Source organism: Selenomonas sp. oral taxon 137 str. F0430 (assembly GCF_000183625.1).
Classification (GTDB): domain Bacteria; phylum Bacillota; class Negativicutes; order Selenomonadales; family Selenomonadaceae; genus Centipeda; species Centipeda artemidis.
Genome location: NZ_AENV01000005.1, coordinates 180,966 through 196,182, shown reverse-complemented (window position 1 = coordinate 196,182; position 15,217 = coordinate 180,966). Strand labels below are relative to the sequence as shown.

The 15,217-nt window shown below is 58.4% G+C and carries 14 protein-coding genes; 6 read left to right on the top strand and 8 right to left on the bottom strand.

What is annotated here, in order from left to right:
• The first annotated feature begins 1 nt into the window (after position 1).
• The gene (locus HMPREF9162_RS02295; protein WP_009438272.1) at positions 2–541 is read left to right on the top strand and encodes a 2-oxoacid:acceptor oxidoreductase family protein; all 540 of its coding nucleotides are present in this window, start codon (positions 2–4) and stop codon (positions 539–541) included.
• A gap of 68 nt (positions 542–609) precedes the next feature.
• On the opposite strand, the gene HMPREF9162_RS02290 is transcribed toward HMPREF9162_RS02295, so the two are convergent.
• From HMPREF9162_RS02290 to mqnE (HMPREF9162_RS02280), 3 genes are read right to left on the bottom strand one after another with little or no spacing between them, the layout of a single operon-like run.
• Positions 610–1,458, bottom strand: coding sequence for an MTAP family purine nucleoside phosphorylase (locus HMPREF9162_RS02290; RefSeq protein ID WP_037350145.1), 849 nt, complete (start codon positions 1,456–1,458; stop codon positions 610–612).
• Between the two features lie 31 nt (positions 1,459–1,489).
• Positions 1,490–2,515, bottom strand: coding sequence for a cyclic dehypoxanthinyl futalosine synthase (gene mqnC / locus HMPREF9162_RS02285; protein WP_009752646.1), 1,026 nt, complete (start codon positions 2,513–2,515; stop codon positions 1,490–1,492).
• On the bottom strand, positions 2,512–3,609 hold the full coding sequence (mqnE, locus tag HMPREF9162_RS02280; RefSeq protein WP_009752633.1) for an aminofutalosine synthase MqnE: 1,098 nt from the start codon (positions 3,607–3,609) through the stop codon (positions 2,512–2,514). Before mqnE (HMPREF9162_RS02280) ends, mqnC begins: the two co-directional genes overlap by 4 nt.
• 372 nt (positions 3,610–3,981) lie before the next feature.
• Between mqnE (HMPREF9162_RS02280) and HMPREF9162_RS02275 the strand changes: the two genes are divergently transcribed.
• Genes HMPREF9162_RS02275 through HMPREF9162_RS02260 form a run of 4 tightly spaced genes read left to right on the top strand, consistent with a single transcriptional unit; the run spans position 3,982 to position 8,219 of the window.
• Positions 3,982–5,067, top strand: coding sequence for a hypothetical protein (locus tag HMPREF9162_RS02275; RefSeq protein ID WP_009658661.1), 1,086 nt, complete (start codon positions 3,982–3,984; stop codon positions 5,065–5,067).
• Positions 5,068–5,076: 9 nt separating this feature from the next.
• Positions 5,077–5,484 carry a hypothetical protein gene (locus tag HMPREF9162_RS02270; protein WP_009438266.1) on the top strand — a complete coding sequence of 136 codons (408 nt, stop codon included), beginning with the start codon at positions 5,077–5,079 and terminating at the stop codon, positions 5,482–5,484.
• 18 nt (positions 5,485–5,502) lie between these two features.
• The gene (locus tag HMPREF9162_RS02265) at positions 5,503–6,798 is read left to right on the top strand and encodes a DUF4253 domain-containing protein (protein WP_009658590.1); all 1,296 of its coding nucleotides are present in this window, start codon (positions 5,503–5,505) and stop codon (positions 6,796–6,798) included.
• A gap of 14 nt (positions 6,799–6,812) precedes the next feature.
• Entirely contained in the window at positions 6,813–8,219 is a 1,407-nt protein-coding gene (locus HMPREF9162_RS02260; protein ID WP_009438226.1) for a hypothetical protein, read from the top strand.
• 417 nt (positions 8,220–8,636) lie between these two features.
• Here the strand turns inward: HMPREF9162_RS02260 and HMPREF9162_RS02255 are convergent, their stop codons facing one another.
• The 5 genes from HMPREF9162_RS02255 to HMPREF9162_RS02235 form a co-directional block, all read right to left on the bottom strand.
• Complete coding sequence (locus tag HMPREF9162_RS02255) at positions 8,637–9,266, bottom strand: LUD domain-containing protein (RefSeq protein ID WP_009752513.1); 630 nt, start codon at positions 9,264–9,266, stop codon at positions 8,637–8,639.
• Between the two features lie 46 nt (positions 9,267–9,312).
• Positions 9,313–10,398, bottom strand: a complete 1,086-nt coding sequence (mqnE, locus tag HMPREF9162_RS02250) for an aminofutalosine synthase MqnE (protein WP_009752658.1) — start codon at positions 10,396–10,398, stop codon at positions 9,313–9,315.
• Positions 10,399–10,462: 64 nt separating this feature from the next.
• Positions 10,463–11,062, bottom strand: a complete 600-nt coding sequence (locus HMPREF9162_RS02245; protein WP_232208081.1) for a hypothetical protein — start codon at positions 11,060–11,062, stop codon at positions 10,463–10,465.
• 55 nt (positions 11,063–11,117) lie between these two features.
• Complete coding sequence (locus HMPREF9162_RS02240) at positions 11,118–11,753, bottom strand: hypothetical protein (RefSeq protein WP_009752705.1); 636 nt, start codon at positions 11,751–11,753, stop codon at positions 11,118–11,120.
• 181 nt (positions 11,754–11,934) lie between these two features.
• Positions 11,935–13,440: an aldehyde dehydrogenase family protein gene (locus HMPREF9162_RS02235; RefSeq protein WP_009752642.1), complete on the bottom strand. Its 1,506-nt coding sequence runs from the start codon at positions 13,438–13,440 to the stop codon at positions 11,935–11,937.
• Between the two features lie 231 nt (positions 13,441–13,671).
• Between HMPREF9162_RS02235 and HMPREF9162_RS02230 the strand changes: the two genes are divergently transcribed.
• Positions 13,672–14,667 (top strand): IS5 family transposase, encoded by a 996-nt coding sequence (locus HMPREF9162_RS02230; protein WP_175282240.1) that lies wholly within the window; start codon positions 13,672–13,674, stop codon positions 14,665–14,667.
• Positions 14,668–15,217 lie beyond the last annotated feature (550 nt).

Genomic DNA, 15,217 nt, shown 5'->3' with positions numbered 1-15,217 from the left:
CATGCAGAAAGAACTTCGTCTCTCCGGCTCGGGCGGACAGGGCGTCATCACCGCCGCCATCATCTTTGCAGAGGCCGCGACCGCGTGCGGCATGAACGTCGCGCAGTCGCAGTCCTACGGCCCTGAGGCGCGCGGCGGCGCGTCCCGCTCCGAGGTCATTGTAAGCGATGCCGCCATCTACCACCCGCACGTGGAGCACCCCGACATCGTGCTCGCCATGACGCAGGCGGCGGCGGATAAATACGCGGGCGACCTCGACGACGCGGACGGCATCCTGATTGTGGACAGCGAGCTCGTCCCCCGGGTGCCGCACGCGGCGCACATCGTCTCCGTCCCCATCACCACGCTCGCCATCGAGCAGCTCGGCAAAGCCCTCTTTGCCAATATCGTCGCCCTCGGCGCGATCACACGCATCGCGGGTCTCGTCCCTCTCTCCGCGGTGGAAGCCGCCGTGCAAAACCGCGTCCCGCCGCATACGGTGGAGCAGAATATGCAGGCGCTCATGCTCGGTTATGAAGCGGCAGCAGAAAGTAAGGTCTGATCGTTAAAGGGGCTCCTCCACATTGCACTATAAGCAGCAATGTGGAGGAGCCTTTTTTGTTGTTGCCTTTATCCTTTATCAGATTCCTTATTGTAAACATCCTTAAGCAGTGTCTCTTTCCGCAGGGCGCGGCATTCGCAGGTATACGCGTCATCCGGGACGCTGCGAATCGTGGAGAGGAGGATGTCGCCGATCATGGGGGCGTCGTCGTAAAAGATATCCGTGAGCACATCGTGCGACCACGGGCGAATCCCCTCGCCGTAGTTCACGACGAAATACAGCCCCGCATAGCACGCGCCGATCTCGCGCGCGAGGTAGACCTCGGGGGCAAGGCTCTGCCCAACGATGTCGGCGTGCCCCTTCAGCATAGCGATCTCGGCGGGACTCTCGAAATGCCGTCCGTCGGTGACGGCATAGATGCCGCGGTCAAAGATACGTCCCGCATATCGTCTCCGCGTCTCGGCAATCAATGTCTCGCGCAGCTCACGGCAGAGCGCGTCGCGCATGACGAGCAGATAGCGCCCGTCGAGCATGACGTCCTTGCGCACGGAGAGGTCGAGGTAGTCGTCGGGGATGAGGAAATCGCGCGGGTCGAGCAGGGGATTGACCGTGCCGACGCCGCCCTCGGAGAGGATGCGCCGCACGCCCGCCGCGCGCAGTACCCAAAATACTTGGCGCGACGCGTCCGCGCGCGTGACACCGCTGCGCCAGCCGTGCATTTTGCAGGTCAGGACGCGCCGCCCCGCGACGGAAAAGAGACGGAACGCGGGGCTCTCCCCGTACGGCGTTATAAAATGCAGCCCATCCGCGATGATCTCCACATCCGCCGCCATAGACGCGCGCGGGAAATCGCTCGAAAGCGTCCCCGATCCGCCGATCACGGCATAGCCCGCCTGCGGCACATCTTTCTCCGTCAATATCTCCCGTCCCGCCGTCTCTGCATTCATCTCAAAACCTCCGTATCACGCGGTAGCGCGTATCGCGCTGTGCCGGCTCTCGTCCCGCGCCGCGAATCAGCTCGATCATCTTGCGGATCGACATATTGTACGCCGTGCCCGCCGCGCGCACGACGTTCTCTTCGAGCATGATGCTGCCGAGATCGTCCGCGCCGAACCCGAGCGTGAGCTGTCCGATGCGCTCGCCCTGCGTCACCCACGATCCCTGTATATGCGGCACATTGTCCATGTATAGGCGCGTTACGGCAAGTGTCCGCATGTAATCCCAGCTCGACGTCTTTTCCCCGCCGAGCGCGGTGTTGCCGGGCTGGAACGTCCATGTGATGAACGCGCGGAATCCGCCTGTCTCCTCCTGCAAACGGCGGATATGCTCCATGTGCTCCACGCGCTCCGCCATCGTCTCGCCGAAGCCGATCACCATCGTCGCCGTCGACTCCATCCCAATCTTGTGCGCCGTCCGCATCACACGCAGCCAATCCTCGGTCATGATCTTTTTCGGTGCGATGAGCTTGCGCACGCGATCGACGAGGATCTCCGCACCGCCCCCGGGGAGCGAGGCAAGCCCCGCATCCTGCAGCCGGCGCAGCGTGTCCTCGATGGTAATGCCCTCCTTTTCCGCAAAGTACAGAATCTCCGTCGCCGTAAAGGAGTGGATCACGATGGAGGGATAGCGGTCACGGATCGCACGCAGCATATTCTCATAGTAGGAAAGCGGCAGGTCGGGATGAATACCGCCCTGGATCATGACCTGCGTGCCGCCCGCCTCTGCCGTCTCACCGACCTTCGCGAGAATCTCCTCCATCGGCAGGAGGTAGCCGTCCTCCGCGCCCACCTTTGTATAGAATGCACAGAAACGGCATTCGTTCACGCATACATTTGTATAGTTGATGTTGCGGTCAACGATGAACGTCACCGTATCGCCGAACCGCCGCGCGCGCTCCGCGTCCGCCGCGCGTCCGAGGTCGATGGGATCGCCGCTCGTGAGGAGGTCTGCCGCCTCCCGCTCCGATAGTCTCATGCGCCCTCCCCTGCCGCAATCGGCTGATAAAATGTGTCGCGCTCCACAGGCACATAGCCCGCCTCGCGGATCATCGCGTCCAGTTCGCGCCGCGTGATGCCCGTCTGCGTCTGTGCGCCCGCCGCGTGAATGATCTTCTCCTCACCGATCGTTCCGTCGAGATCGTCTGCGCCGAAGCCGAGAGCAAGCTGCGCAATGGGCTGCGTCAGCATGACCCAAAACGCCTTGAAATGCGCGACATTATCGAGGACAAGGCGCGAGAGAGCGAGCATCTTCATATCCTCCCACGAACCGACGCGCACGAGTTTCTTCTCCGCACCAAGTGCCGTATTCTCGGGATGGAACGGAAAGAGCATGAACGCCTGAAAGCCGCCCGTCTCATCCTGCAGCTCGCGCAGGGCAAGCAGATGGTCAATGCGCTCCTCCACCGTTTCGATGTGCCCGTACATCATGGATGCATTTGTGCGGATGCCGAGTTCGTGCGCCGTACGCATGCAGTCGAGCCACTCGGCACGCGTCGCCTTGTTCGAGCAGATGATGGCGCGGACGCGGTCGGACAGAATCTCCGCACCACCGCCGGGGAGCGACGACAGCCCCGCCGCCTGCAGCGTGCGCAGGATGGCGCGGACGGAAGTCCCTTCCGTCTTCGCAAAGTTCACAACCTCCACAGGCGTAAACGCCTTGATGTCCGCATGGGGCAGTGCCGCGCGCACCTGCCGCACCACGCTCTCGTAGTAGGAGAAGGGGCGGTCGGGATGCAGCGCGCTCACGATATGGATTTCCGTGAGACGCGGTGTCTTTTTCGCCAGCTCCAATACACGCGCGACATCATCCGTTTCCATAATATAGCCGCGCGTATCGCCCTGCTCCACCTGGAACGCGCAGAGCGGGCAGTTCGCGCTGCATATATTCGTGAGGTTGATGTGGCGGTTCACCGTATAGTAGACGTTCTTCCCGCTCGCGCGCTCCTTCGCCGCACGCGCCCACGCGGCAAGCGCGAGAAGGTCGTTGTCCTCGTAGAGGGCGAGCGCATCCTCCTTCGTCAGCCGCGCCCCGCGCTCGGCGGCAGCACGGGCTTTCTTTCGATCACTCATGTACGATATTCTCTCCTTAAGGAAGCACTGATAAATTCAGCACCGCCATCTTGACGCATCTTTTTTGCCCGCACTGTGCCCGCGATCCTCCACATAGCTTTGGCTATGCGTCCGGTTTGCCTCCTTGTTCGGACGAAAAAATCTACGCCAATCTGAGGGTCTATTTTATCAGCGAGTCCTTACAACACTCCCGCAAGTGTACCAAATGCGGCGGGATTTTGCAAATTCTGTAGAGCGCACTGCCTTGACCCGTATCAAGGCAGGTCTTGTTGCCAAACTTTACCCGAAAGACCTATTGAAGCCGTAATACATCTATACTATCATAAAACAGATGAATATTCCCACAACAGGAATCACGGAAAGGAGCCGATCATGACGCTTCCCTACCAGTGCCCTGACTGCGGCACGGAGCTCGGCTATAAGGGGCTCTGCTGGAGGTGCAGGACAGCGGCGAATCGCCGTGCGGCACTCGCATGGACGCCCGAGGAGGTCGCGGCCAAGGAACAGGAGATCATCGCACAGATCGAGGATGTCCCCGATGATTTCTGGTATCTGCTCTGCTGTCGCGGACGGCTCGTACCGGAGATCCCACGCGCGGCACTCGCGGCACGTTCCTTCTGGCCCTCGGCACTCTACTATCATGCACCGACGGATGTACGGGACGGACTGATCGCGGCACTGATGGAGACGGATGTCGCACATGAGGCGAACGAGCTTATGATGTGCCTCGGTATGCAGGGAGATGACCAATCCCTTGCGGCACTCCTCGCACTCGAACGTGCACCGCGCCCGTGGCGCGGGAAGCTGCACGTTGATCCCGCAGTCTATGCGCAGTGCGGCGGCTGGACGTTCGACGCAGAGGGGCGACGCCGCACGCTGAACTACGACACCTGCTATACGCTGGTGCACGCCGCATCAGATGAAGAGGTCCGCCGCTCGCCCGTCCGCATTGCCCGACCACGGGAGGAGAACTGCCCGCACTGCGGCAGCCGCATGGCGGATATGCTCATACTGGACGGACGGGATGCGCGTCTGCACTTCCTCGGCATCGACGGCATTCTCACAGCGACCTGTTGTCCGAACTGCGTCGCATATGCAGAGCCGATACTGAGCCGCTATACGCTCGACGGCGGCAGCGAGGTGCTTTCCTACGAAGATGCGGGTGATACCACGTATATCGAAGAGGAGCTTGTCAGGATTTTTGAAAACAATCTCATCCTCGGCGAGACGCCCGTTCCTCTGTTCTACGGCGCACGCTTCGAGGACACCTGCACGCTCGGCGGCTTTGCGCTCTGGTGGCAGGACTGGGAATACACGACCTGCCCCGACTGCGGGCAGCCGATGAAGTATCTCATGCAGATTCATTGGGATGCGCTGACGGACTATATGGAGGGCACGCTCTACATTGAGTTCTGCCCCGACTGCCGCATCGTCTCCATGCAGCACCAGCAGACCTGAGGAAACACTATGCGTGAAAAAGACTGCGCCGCACTCGAAACAAAATGCCGCGCGCTGATCGAGCATCTCTGCCGTGAACAGATCATCCCATCCGATCGGATCGATATGAACGCAGACTTTGCGCAGATGATCGCACTGCTCCGACAGACGTTCCAAGATACCTACCCGAAGACAAAATACAAACGCATGATGAAAAGCATCCACTATGCCAACGCGTTCGCCGACGAAGTGCTCAAACAGTGTGCTTTTCTGCTGGATGACATCGAACAGCATCTCGCACAGAACCATTTCTTAGACCATGACCGTTCCGTGGCATTCTTCAATCAAACGATCACGACGGATGGATTTGCCGTCACACCAACCACTCTTGTGGAGACGATGCTGGACAGTCTTCTGCTCAGCAGGAACAAAGGATAACGGAAAAGGAGCCCCCTAATGCAAAACGGTTACACACCCAAGGACTTCGACAATCGCGTGATGGACAAGGCAGCGTGGCATCTCGATAGTCTGCGCAAAAAGAAGCTGCCCGTGGACGAGATCACGGCGTACAACCACATCGCGATCTATCTGCGCTGGTGCATCGAGCACGAGCTGATGGCGGAGTGGTTTGTCCGTCAATATGGGGAAACCATACGTGCCGTCTGCGAATATCCTGCCGAGACGGATCTGCGCTCCTTTCTCCGCGATAATCTGCACGGGCTCCTCAGGCGCGGCTTTTTCAGCCCGGAGGGCAAGGCATTCGCGGAGTATTACTACGACGGTGAGGCACCCTCCTTCCCCTCGGACATCGACAATTATGCCCTCTCCTACTTCGGTGCGGCGCGTTACCACTCGAACGAGTTCAAACAGGAGGCATACCTCTTTGTCCCATTCGATGAAAACTACTATGCGGCAATGGCACAGCTCATCGCACAGCGATGGGACGCATGGAGGAGGAACGCTCCCAAAACGAAAGGAGAAATCACACGGAGCAAAAATGCTAAACCGGACGTGCGCACAGCTGCACTCATGCGCTATCTCGGCTGTGACTGCACATATTTCCCGCCGCTGGCAGACGATGATCCGATCACGGCGGCATATAGCTACGCCCGTCGCCTCGGCGTACGCGAGGGCTATGTTCCCCTGCTCATCGTGCCGAGTGATACGCTGTGGGAGATTCTGACGATGAATGCAGGAGCGGAGCGCGGGGACTTTGAGGACTACGATTTCGATGCCAAAGCGGTGGACACATATCGCAGGAAAATCCTTGCACAGCCCATTGGGGACGGTAAAGCGATCCTGACGGAGCGGCTCGGAGAGCGTTCTGAGCAGAACCGCGCGGAAACGTTCGATGAGGAGGAACATCCCGTCAACCATTTTATCAGCTATTGGGACTACGAGACGCAGAAAACGCAGCCGATGATTCTCGCCAAGATCCCCGTGCAGCATCCGTGGACGGTGTTTGCGTATCTTCCGTTCGGCGGGTGGAACGACTGTCCCGACACCGCAGCACTGATGGCGGTGTCGAAATACTGGCACGAACGGCACGGTGCAGTGCCCGCCGTCCTCACCTATGACACCCTTGAGTACAGCGTGCCCGCCCCCGTACCACAGGAGAGCGCACTACAGCTTGCAAAGGAGCAGTATGCGTTCTGCGCCGACATCGTCGAGCAGGGCGCGCCCGGCATGACCGTCACACGTCTCGCGCACGATCTTGAGCAGTCAGACATTTGGTATTTCTGGTGGGACTAAGCAGAGGTTTTTTCATGACACTACTCGAACAGTGCCAAGTTTGGCACGAGAACAACGAATTTCAGAAAATCATCACAGAGATCGAGGCACTCCCCGCCGAGGAACGCACGCCGGAACTGGACAGCGAACTGGCGCGCGCCTATAACAATGCGGCGAGCGCAGAGGATCGCGCCTATTTTGAAAAGGCGATCGGCCTCCTCGCCCCCCACGCGGACTATTTCGCGGGTGACCATCTCTGGAACTTCCGCATGGGCTATGCCTACTACTACCTCGACCGTGAGGACTGCGCCCTCCCCTGCTTCGAGGCAGCACTTGCCGCTCTCCCGAACGATACGGACACAATGCAGATGATCGATGCCTGTCAAAAGCGGCTGCGTGTCATCCATGCCGCACGAAAACCGCTGCTCTCCCCTGCAGCGGTCAAGAAGCTTGAGGCGATGGACGACGGCTCAACGGGCTATTTCTATAAGATGCTGCACTATCTGGAATCGTACATCAAGAACGGAACAATCAAGGGGAATTTCACACGCGCGGAGGCACGCGCCAATCTCGATATCGCGCTGTGGTATGCGTATGCGTGCAACAATATTGATGCCTACGAGTACTACTACCGTACAACGCAGTGGATGCCGGCGGCTGCGGCAAATGCAAACGGCTGTGGGACATACTACTACCGCTACGCCGTCGCCCTCATGTACTGCGGACGACTGGACGATGCGCTGTGCACGGCAGAAAGGGGCGTATGTGAGGAGCCGGACTACCCGTGGACGTATCTGCAGCTTGGAAAACTACGCAGCCATTTCGGCAACCGTGACGGGGCGCGCGAGGCGGTACAGAAAGGACTTGCGCTCGTGCCGGACGATCATGAATTCCTGACGCTTGCGCGTGAGATCGAGGAGGGTGCGACCATCGAGCAGATGTCCTACCACTGGATTGATCCCACGTTTGACGAGGAGCTGCAAGAGGCGGCTGCGACAGGCGAAACATTGGGGCTGCGTGACGGCGTGGATGCCGATGGAGAAATGTACGAAAAGCAGCGCGCCATCGCCTGCATGACGGTAAATGAGGCGGGGCTTGCGTATTTCCGCCAGCTTTTCCGTCCCGATCCGAAGAACTACGAGCGAAACGCGCCCTATTGCAGCTTCGACTATCCCGTGGGCGATACATCCGTGCGGCTCGTCTTTCACATGAACGAGGCAGGGCTGTCGAAGCGCAGCCCCGCATGGCTGCGCACGCAGAAGGAACGCCTCGATGATGGCGGCTGGCTCAGTCGCACGGACGAGGCGGGCACGGGCACACTTGCCGCGGTGCATTTTGAGCTCGACAATCAGGTCACGCTCAAGTACCAGTACCCATGGCAGGAGAAGGGTGTCTACATTCCATTGGATGAGGACGGGAATCCGAAGGATGATGAGACGTAACCGTTCGCATATAAAAAGGGGCTGTTGCACGAACACCCCTATCGGTTCGCTGCGCTCGCCACTTACTGACCTGTCCGAGAAGCAAGCCCAAAGGGGGTAGCTGATCGGGAAACAGGTCGTATGGGAAAACGACCCAAGAACACGAGCGTTAGCGACGTGCGATTGGATGACGTTGACCGCTCCCCCGTTGTGACGGGGGAAGCTAAGATACCATACCCTAGCCTCCCCCGTGCGACACGGGGGAGGGGGACCGCGTAAGCGGTGGAAGAGGCACTTGTAGCGATACCGCTGACATAATGACAAAGGGCTGTTGCACGAAGCTAGATGTAGTGACCCCCAAAAGTTAGATCCTCTAAGTCTAACTTTTGGGGGTCAGGTCAAAAACTTCGTGCAACAGCCCCTTTTGTGTATCCAAATTTATAGCCCCAGTTCCTCCTCGATCAGCACGAGCTCCATCGGGCGGTAGCTCATCTTCTTGTAGTGGATGGTCAGCGCATTGCAGATGCGCTCAAGTGCCGCGCAGTCATAGCAGCGCGTGCCGTCCTTCGCGCAGGGCGTTTTCTTGCCCTTGCGGTGCGCGTTGCGCGGGGCGGCGACGCGGTGAATGCGCTCGATCCCCGCCTCGATGTCGGGGACAAGCTTGTTGATGCCGACGACGAAGTAGGTCTTTTCATGTCCGAAAAGCGAACCCGCGACACGATTGCCCGCACCGTCCATGTTGAAGATCTGCCCCTGCTCGGTGATGGCGTTCGCCGAGAGCAGGAACACATCCGTCATCAGCGCCTCTCTCCCTGCCGCGAGAAATGCCTCGATACCGCCGACGTGCCCCGCGCGCGGCGGGTCGATTACCTCGTTATGCATGCTCAGACGCTCGTAGAGCGAAAGTGCCCGCAGCGTCTCGGAGTCGCCGAATCCTACGCGCTTGCCGCGAATCTCGTCGGCAAGATAGTCCGCCGCTGCTGTGCGCTCCGCGAACCGCGAGACATCGTAGCGATTCCGGCGGAACGCCTCCATCGTACGCACAATGCGCTCCTCGTATGCCGACATAGTTCCTCCTCTGACGGTGAATGCCCCACGGCGATCCCGCTCCCTCTCAATACGTCTCGATGATATTAAAATTCGAGTCACACGCGGCGGGCGTGCGTCCGATCTCGCGGATCACACGGATGATGTGATCCTCCGAGAGTGCGCGGGGGCTCTTCGCACCTGCATCGTGGAGAATTGTCTCCTTGTGCACCGTGCCGTCGATATCGTTCGCACCGAAACAGAGCGCGACCTGTGCCACGGGCACGGTCAGCATCACCCAGTACGCCTTGATGTTGCGGAAGTTGTCGAGCATCAGACGCGAGATCGCAATCGTCCTGAGATCGTCCCACATCGACGTCTGCCGCACCGTCCGCCCCAGCTCCGTATTCGACGGCAGAAACGGGAACGGGATGAACGTCTGGAATCCGCCCGTCTCATCCTGGAGATCGCGCAGCCGCATCATGTGCTCCACACGCTCCTCGATCGTCTCGATGTGTCCGTAAAGCATGGACGCATTCGTCTTGATGCCGAGCGTATGTGCCGTACGGTGTGTCTCAAGCCACTCATCCGCTGTCGCCTTGTTCGGACAGAGTTCGCCGCGCACGCGGTCGGTCAGAATCTCCGCACCGCCGCCCGCAATCGACTGCAGCCCCGCCTCACGCAGCCGCAGGAGCACCTCGCGCACCGTACGCCCCGAACTCTTTGCAAAATGCGTGATCTCAACCCCCGTAAAGCCCTTTAGATAAAGCGATGGGAACGCCTTATGCAGGGCGGCGAGCCGCAGGAGATAGTCGTCGAACGTCCAGTCCGGATGCAGTCCGCTCACGACATGGAGTCCCGCGAGATGCGGATCGCGCATCGCGTCCGCGACGTGGGCGACCGCCTCATCGACGCTCATCTCGTACGCGCCCTTATCCTCGGCATCGCGCCCGAATGCGCAGAATTTACAGTGCGCGGTGCAGATATTCGTCAGGTTTACATGACAGTTCACATTGTAGTACACAATGTCGCCGCATTTCTCGCGGCGCACGCGGTCGGCGAGCGCCCCGATCCGGGCAATGTCCGGACACGCGAAAAGACGCACGCCATCCTCGTGCGTCAGCCGCTCCCCGCGCTCAATCTTCCGCTCAATCTCTAAATAATCGCCGTGCAATCGCTTCTTCTCCTAAAAATAGTCTGCGGCATACCGCCGGATACGTTTCAAATCCCGCCTCGGATTATTTTGCCGCCGTCACCCGAACGGAGGTCAGCATCTCGTCCATACGCTGTTCGACCGATACGCTCCCCGCAGGACGGGTGAGCGATACGCTCCACTCCTCCTGCCCAAAAACGACCATAAGATAATCGTCCGTATAGCGTTTGCCATCCATCGCAAAACTGAACGAGAGCAAGCGCGCCGGCGTACCGTCCAGGTCCAGCGTCTCATCGCGGTCGAACCGGTCAAGTTTATAAAGCGTCCTAAAGTTTTTGCGCATCCCCTTAGCCGTCTCCTCCAGCTGCGGCTCAACCGGCTCCCCGCCGTTCATGTGCCCGTAGATCATATGCTGGACGTGCACGCGGAAATCCATATCCTTCCGATACGAAGAAAATTCGTTCATATAGAACCCGTTAGGCAGGGGCATTTCATGAGATTCAAAATCGGGCACCTGCGGCAGTGTCATCGTCAGCGTCGTGCCGTGATCCGTGAGCGTGACCGGATGCAGTTCGAGCGGGGCCGTACCGTCCTCTGCCGCAGCCTGCGCCGCCCCGCCGAAACAAGCGGCAAACACGAGCAGACACAGCGCGATGAGGCCCCGTATATTCTTTAACATGGACATAGAACTCTCCTTCTCCGTATGCATAAGACTCATACGCACAGACCGGCGCCGCTCTCTATTGCGCGGCGCCCACTCGAATAGAACTTAGTATCTCATTCATATGCGGCGCGGCCGTCTTGTTGTCCGCGCGCCGCGAGAGCGTGATGTTCCACTGATTGCAGCCGAGCGTCACAACGACGCTGTCGTCGATATAGCGCGTCCCCCCGACCGTATACGCATATGAGAAGAGGTGCCCCGGCATACCGCCGAGATCGATCCGCTCGTCCCGCATCATTTGATCGTATTGATAGGCCGCCGCAATCGCATCGCGCGCGCCCGCCACGGCCTCGTCGAGTGTCGGCACGCCGGCCGCACTGTCGCCGGCATCTCCGAATACGGTATGCTGAACGAGCACGTCGAGCCCCGCTCCCTCGGCGCGCGCAAGATATTTCCCGATGGTAAAACCGATCTCCGCAAACGACTGCTCTTCTTTCTTGAACTCCGAAATCTGCGCCGGCAGCAGCATCGTCAGCGTCTCATCGTGATCGGTGATCGTCACGGGCGAGAGCGCGAGAGACGCGGGAGTCTCCGCCTTTGTCTGCGTCTCTGCCGCGGCAGGCGCCGCCGCCGCAGGCGCATATCCCGCGCCGAGATACGCGGCGCAGGAAAGCACCGCAATCGCCGTTCCATACATCGTTTTCTGCAGTCTCATCTTATCCTCCGATCATATTCTTCGTTGTGTCCGCCTGCACCGTCATGTGCACGGTCTCTCTTTATATTGTGTCGAATTCCGGAAAAAGTCAATAGCGCATTTTTCACATAAAAACGCCGTCCTACCGCATGGGATAGGGCGGCGCCCTGCATACGGAGCAAAATACTCCGCGCCTATTTCTTTAATACAGTCCGAACGGCGCTTCGCTCAGGCTGATGTAGATGTTCTTCGACTGGGTGTAGGCGTCCATGATGACCTTGTGCGTCTCGCGGCCGATGCCGGACTTCTTGTAGCCGCCGAACGGTGCATGCGCGGGCAGCTGGTTGTAGGTGTTGACCCACATGCGCCCGGTCTCGACCGCCCGTGCGACGCGGAAGGCTCGATTGATGTCCTTCGTCCAGACGGCGCCGCCGAGCCCGTACTCGCTGTCGTTCGCCATCTTGACGACCTCCGCCTCGTCGTGGAACTTGATGAAGCAGACGACCGGGCCGAAGATCTCCTCGCGTGCGACGCGCATGTCGTTCGTGACGTCGGCGATGATGGTCGGCTGCATGAATGCGCCGCCTTCGAGCCCCGCACCCTCGGCGCGTGCGCCGCCGCAGACGATGCGTGCGCCCTCTTTCTTTGCGATGTCGATGTATTCGAGACTGTTCTTGAGCTGGTGCGTGTTGATCTGCGCGCCGATCTGCGTCGCATCCTCCCACGGGAGACCAACCTTCACCGCTTCGAATTTCTCCTTGACTGCCGCGAGGAATTTGTCATAAATCGTGTCCTGCACGAATACGCGCGATCCGGCACAGCAAACCTGCCCTTGGTTAAAGAGAATACCGAGGCAGACGCCCTCAACCGCCTTTTCCCACGGCGCATCCTCGAAGTAGATGTTCGCGGATTTGCCGCCGAGCTCGAGCGTCGCGGGGATCAGGCGATCCGCCGCCGCCTTTGCGACGTCGTAGCCGATCTCGGTAGAGCCGGTGAAGGCGAGTTTTTTCAGCCCTTCGTGCTCGAGGATGTAGTTGCCCGTCGTGGAGCCGCGCCCGGTGACGAGGTTGAACACGCCTGCGGGCAGGAGGTCTTTGATGATGTCCGCGAGGGCGAGCACGCTGAGCGAGGTCTCGCTCGAGGGCTTAAATACGATGCAGTTGCCCGCGGCAAGCGCGGGGGCGAGTTTCCACGCCGCCATGAGGAACGGGAAGTTCCACGGGACGATCTGTCCGACGACGCCAAGCGGTTCGCGCAGAACGATAGAGAGTGTATTCTCGTCGATCTGCGATGCGGTGCCCTCTTCGGCGCGGATGACGCCCGCGAAGTAGCGGAAGTGATCGCTCGCGAGAGGAACGTCGACGGCGCGCGTCTCGCGGACAGGCTTGCCGTTGTCGAGACTCTCGATGTAGGCGAGCTCCTCGGCGTGCTCGTCGATGCGGTCGGCGATCTTCAGCAAAATATCAGCGCGCTCGGCGGGGCTCGTCTTCTTCCACGCGGGGAACGCCTTCCAGCCCGCCTTGACCGCCTTATCGACGTCCGCCTTCGACGCTTCGGCACAGACGCCGATGAGTTTCCCCGTGGCAGGCGTTGTCACTTCGTACGATTTCTCGCCCTCGGCGGCGATCCATTCGCCGTCGATGAAGAGCCCCCAGCAGGCGCGATAGCTGCCGTTTTTGATTTCTTCTGCGATTTTGCTCAATATCATCACTCTTTCCTAAGAATACTTATCCAAATGTTCTTTTATTATAGTGCAACCGGGATTCCTTTTCAATACTAATTGAAAATATTTTTCATTTGTTACGATTTTCACAAACAAATCTGATTCAGGTAAAACTGTATATTTAAGGAAACACTGATAAATTCTTATGTTGCGCAACTCTGCCTTGAAAGATTACAATAGAGAAAAACAATAAACGATGAGGGAGAGACAAAAATGGTGCAGCAAACATTTACAGACATGGAATACGCAAACCGTAACAGAACAACAAAGCGTGAAGCCTTCCTGGATGCCATGGAATCCATCATCCCTTGGAAAGAATGGATGGAACTCATTGCGCCGTTCTACGTCCAGAAAGAGCGTGGCAGGAAGTTAATCCCGCTCGAAACGATGCTGCGCATGTATCTCATGCAGAACTGGTTCGGTCTCTCGGACGAGGGAATCGAGGATGCAATCTATGACAGCTATGCCATGAAGCGCTTCCTGAAGATCGACTTCTCCATCGAACGGACACCGGATGCTACGACACTCCTGCACTTTCGACACCTGCTGGAAAAGCATGACATCACCCGCAAGATGTTCGACGACGTGAAAGAGCGGCTGGACGCCGCAGGACTCATCATGCACGGCGGTACAATCGTTGACGCCACCATCATCCATGCACCAAGCTCGACCAAGAACACCACGAAGACCCGCGACCCTGAAATGCACTCCGTCAGGAAAGGGAATCAATGGTTCTTCGGCATGAAGATTCATTCCGGTACGGATGCGGCAACAGGCTACGTTCATACAATCACAGGGACAGCAGCCAACGTGCATGACATCGTGCAGGCGCACGCATTGATCCGAGCGGATGACCACAGCGTCTATGGGGACTCTGGGTATCTCGGCGTGGAAAAGCGCGCAGAAATCCTTGAAGATCCTCATCTATCGAGCGTGGATTACCGTATTGCGAAAAGACCTTCAAAGAACCGCACAACAAAGGCGTATGCAGGAGTCAACTGGGACAAGAAGATCGAACACGAGAAAACTTCCATCCGCTGCAAGGTGGAGCATCCGTTCCTCATTGTGAAGCGGCTGTTCCAAGCGGGCAGGACAAGGTATCGTGGCATCAAGAAGAACCTGCTCCGTTACTATCTGCTCTTTGCATCGGCGAACCTCGTCATGTGTTTGAGGGCAGGAAGGCAGAGGGCGTTCTGCATGACAATGGGATAAGTGCGCCCTTTTTCCAAAATTTCCCGGTGAAATGGGCGATTCGGGGAAGAAAAAGGGGCAATGAGAGCAGTGTTGCACGCTCTTTTGTATTGCAATTTGTGAAATTTGTGTCTGCGGATCAGCTGGCTGTGATTATCCACTATTTATCAGTGATTCCTTAATTCTTCCTATTTCGAAAATCTCCTTTATTTTTCTTTCCGGCTATTGACAATTTTCTAAAATTTGATATACTGAAATCAGTAAAGGAGCCTGTAAAAGGAAGCCTGATTCAGGACAGGCAACCCGCCCGTATGAACCGTAAACATACAGTGCGCAGCTCCGGGATTTTCCCACAGTGTTGACCAACGATTCGTTGTGTGTGCGGGATTCAGTCGATGTCACGGTAAGAGCCGCGGGTGCGGCACACATCGGCTGCGTCCCCGACGGGCTGGGAGGAGATTCCAATGGGATATTGAGCAGCCGTACAACTCCCCGCAGCGGGTGCATGATCCTTCCGTGGAAGGGCGGATCGGATGTACCGGGCAACGCATAAGAGGCGGCAGGAGGACGC

Bases quoted from the DNA above. Each gene is read 5' to 3' on its own strand.
- HMPREF9162_RS02295 (WP_009438272.1), top strand. From the start codon at position 2: ATGCAGAAAGAACTTCGTCTCTCCGGCTCGGGCGGACAGGGCGTCATC.
- mqnC (WP_009752646.1), bottom strand. From the start codon at position 2,515: ATGAGACTATCGGAGCGGGAGGCGGCAGACCTCCTCACGAGCGGCGAT.
- mqnE (WP_009752633.1), bottom strand. From the start codon at position 3,609: ATGAGTGATCGAAAGAAAGCCCGTGCTGCCGCCGAGCGCGGGGCGCGG.
- HMPREF9162_RS02275 (WP_009658661.1), top strand. From the start codon at position 3,982: ATGACGCTTCCCTACCAGTGCCCTGACTGCGGCACGGAGCTCGGCTAT.
- HMPREF9162_RS02270 (WP_009438266.1), top strand. From the start codon at position 5,077: ATGCGTGAAAAAGACTGCGCCGCACTCGAAACAAAATGCCGCGCGCTG.
- HMPREF9162_RS02265 (WP_009658590.1), top strand. From the start codon at position 5,503: ATGCAAAACGGTTACACACCCAAGGACTTCGACAATCGCGTGATGGAC.
- HMPREF9162_RS02260 (WP_009438226.1), top strand. From the start codon at position 6,813: ATGACACTACTCGAACAGTGCCAAGTTTGGCACGAGAACAACGAATTT.
- HMPREF9162_RS02255 (WP_009752513.1), bottom strand. From the start codon at position 9,266: ATGTCGGCATACGAGGAGCGCATTGTGCGTACGATGGAGGCGTTCCGC.
- HMPREF9162_RS02245 (WP_232208081.1), bottom strand. From the start codon at position 11,062: ATGTCCATGTTAAAGAATATACGGGGCCTCATCGCGCTGTGTCTGCTC.
- HMPREF9162_RS02240 (WP_009752705.1), bottom strand. From the start codon at position 11,753: ATGAGACTGCAGAAAACGATGTATGGAACGGCGATTGCGGTGCTTTCC.
- HMPREF9162_RS02235 (WP_009752642.1), bottom strand. From the start codon at position 13,440: ATGATATTGAGCAAAATCGCAGAAGAAATCAAAAACGGCAGCTATCGC.